Raw genomic sequence first — 2,344 nt, 5'->3', positions numbered from 1 at the left:
GGAGACGAAACCTTAGAATAAAGAAGCCTTAATTAATAATTTTTAACCCTTTTTTGCATAGTCTGTCCCCTGTAAAGGCTTCTTTATTCTTACGGTAACTTCATAGGAAGTCAAATCCGTCTGTCGCTTTGGTTATCTTGGTCTTTTCTTGACTGATTTCGAGACCTCGTTCTTCTAAGAATATTTCCACCTTTTGGAGGACTTTTTCTGCTTTATCTTTTGGTTTTAGGAAGATAATCATGTCGTCCGCGTATCGGACTGATGGGTGTATCTTTTCTATTCCGTCAAGTGCGATGTTGGCGCTTTAGTGGGCTGACTACTCCTCCCTGGGGAGTCCCTTGTTCATGGAATTCCGGGCAGATGCCAGCTTTTAAGCATTTAAAGACGCCCGTCTTTATTTGTGCTGGAGCTAACAACCTATCCATGATGGACTTGTGGGAGATGCGGTCAAAGCACTTCTTGATGTCTAGTTCAATGACCCTTTTTGTGATGCCTTTTTTGGTTGAGTTTAAATGTTCAAACACATATTTCTGTGCATCATGCGCACTTCGTCCAGTCCATTACCCGTAACTCCGGGCGTGAAAGTTCGTTTCGTGCGCAGGTTCGAGGGCGTATTTTACTAGACATTGCCAGGCTCTGTCAGCGATGGTTGGTATTTTCAGCATTCGGGTTTTCCCATTCTTTTTAGGGATTGGTACTTCTCTAAGTCCGCTATGAACCCAGGTGTGGCCATAGTGGTTTAGCTGTTCTACCAATTCGATTCGCTCTCGGTAATTTAGGCTTTCCTTTCCATCAATACCGGCAGTGCGTTTTCCCGGATTTAATTGAGTCACTTGACGGACTGCCAAAAGTTGAGCTGAACGGGATTTCATTATCAGTTTTTGTAGAGACCGAGCTTTCCTTAGGTCGCCAGCTTGAACCGCTTTATATATTCTTCTTTGTAGGCGGAATAGGTTTTGGCGGAGTTTTTTCCACTTCTGCCTTTTCCATAGTTCGCTATGTTTTGACATGCGTCTAACCGTACTCTACTTTCGTTGAACATATTCTGAGAACCCGTGCCCAGTTTTGAGCACATCTTACCCGACAGTGGGGATTAGGTTTGGCATAACTTACCGAAGGTTCGACCGGCCTTCAGACCCATATTTTTGCTGTCGTTTTTACTCGTTCCATCCTAGAGATTGTTTTGGCGATTTAGGGCAGTCCGGAGATGAAACCTTAGAATAGTGGAGCCTTACACCAAAATTTTTAACCCTTTTACCCATAGCCGACTAACTATAAAGGCTCCACTATTCTTGCGGTAACTTCGTTCCCAATTTGCCTATCCTCTTCTCAGAGATTACGACTGTCATTCTAAAAACGTCGTGAGAATAGAGGATTAAGTCGCACATGTTTTGTTCAGGTTGTGGCTTATCAATTAGACACTTTTTTAGGACTACTTTTACCCATGTCGCCTCCCTATTAGCGCCAGTGTTGCTACCTGCTTGTGGTCAACTGATTGCGCCCTGATGCCAGCGTCACTCTGCGGAGATGCCGCCCGCTCGGTGTGGCCAGGTAAGGAGTCATTTGTCTCTTCAAAGGGTGGGTTTTCACCACCATCCTTAGGATAGTTAGGATTTTTGGGTTATTACCCGCGAATCCCCCTAGTCATACCCTTCTCTACCACGAGAAGCTCCTACTAGGAACGAGCCGCACTAGGATATTGATAGCGGCATTGTGGTCACGATCTAACTTGCAACCACATTTGCAGATATGAGTCCTAGTTGATAGTGACTTTTTAACCACTTCACCGCATTCAGAGCAGTTCTGGCTAGTATATGCAGGGTTTACTGCGACAGTGACCCGACTAAACTTAGTTCCAAAATGCTCCAACCATTTCCTGAATTGATACCAACCTGCATCATTAATAGACTTGGCGAGACAGTGATTTTTAACTAAGTTCTTAACTCTTAGATCTTCGTAGGCGACCAGATCGTTAGATTCGGCGAAGCCGACGCTACGCGAACGGATTACGCAGCGCGCCAGTCTCTTGGCGTGCTCTTCACGTTGCCTACTTATTCTAAGATGCTGTCTACCTAGTTTATTAATTGCTTTCTTTCGGTTGGATGAGCCTTTATTCTTTCGAGAAACTTGACGTTGATAGAATTTTAGCTTCTTTTCCACAGCCCTGTAAAAACGAGGGTTAGGTTCGGTTTTGCCCCTGGAATCAGTGTAAAACTCTTTCAATCCTACATCCAGTCCCACAGTCGCATCAGCAGGATTTAATTGCTCTTTTACATCGACAGAGATGCAAAACTGAACGTAGTAACCATCAGCCCTCTTGACTATGCGAATTCGTTTGATTAAC

4 protein-coding genes are annotated in these 2,344 nt (G+C 44.4%); all 4 read right to left on the bottom strand.

Features of this window, described 5'->3' with window-relative positions:
* Window positions 1-100: 100 nt before the first annotated feature.
* Complete coding sequence (locus F6J99_RS46085) at window positions 101-241, bottom strand: hypothetical protein (RefSeq protein WP_365975477.1); 141 nt, start codon at window positions 239-241, stop codon at window positions 101-103.
* A 43-nt stretch (window positions 242-284) separates the two neighbouring features.
* Window positions 285-524, bottom strand: coding sequence for a reverse transcriptase domain-containing protein (locus F6J99_RS46080; protein ID WP_365975475.1), 240 nt, complete (start codon window positions 522-524; stop codon window positions 285-287).
* A gap of 36 nt (window positions 525-560) precedes the next feature.
* Complete coding sequence (locus tag F6J99_RS46075; protein WP_365975473.1) at window positions 561-1,010, bottom strand: reverse transcriptase N-terminal domain-containing protein; 450 nt, start codon at window positions 1,008-1,010, stop codon at window positions 561-563.
* A 646-nt stretch (window positions 1,011-1,656) separates the two neighbouring features.
* Window positions 1,657-2,344 (bottom strand): transposase (locus F6J99_RS44280; protein WP_293123616.1); only part of this gene is annotated, 688 nt, incomplete at its 5' end.

This window comes from Moorena sp. SIO4G3 (assembly GCF_010692305.1).
In the GTDB taxonomy this organism is placed as follows: Bacteria; Cyanobacteriota; Cyanobacteriia; order Cyanobacteriales; family Coleofasciculaceae; genus Moorena; species Moorena producens_A.
The sequence above is the reverse complement of the archived record's forward strand: the minus strand, read 5'-3'. Positions and strand labels throughout refer to the sequence as shown.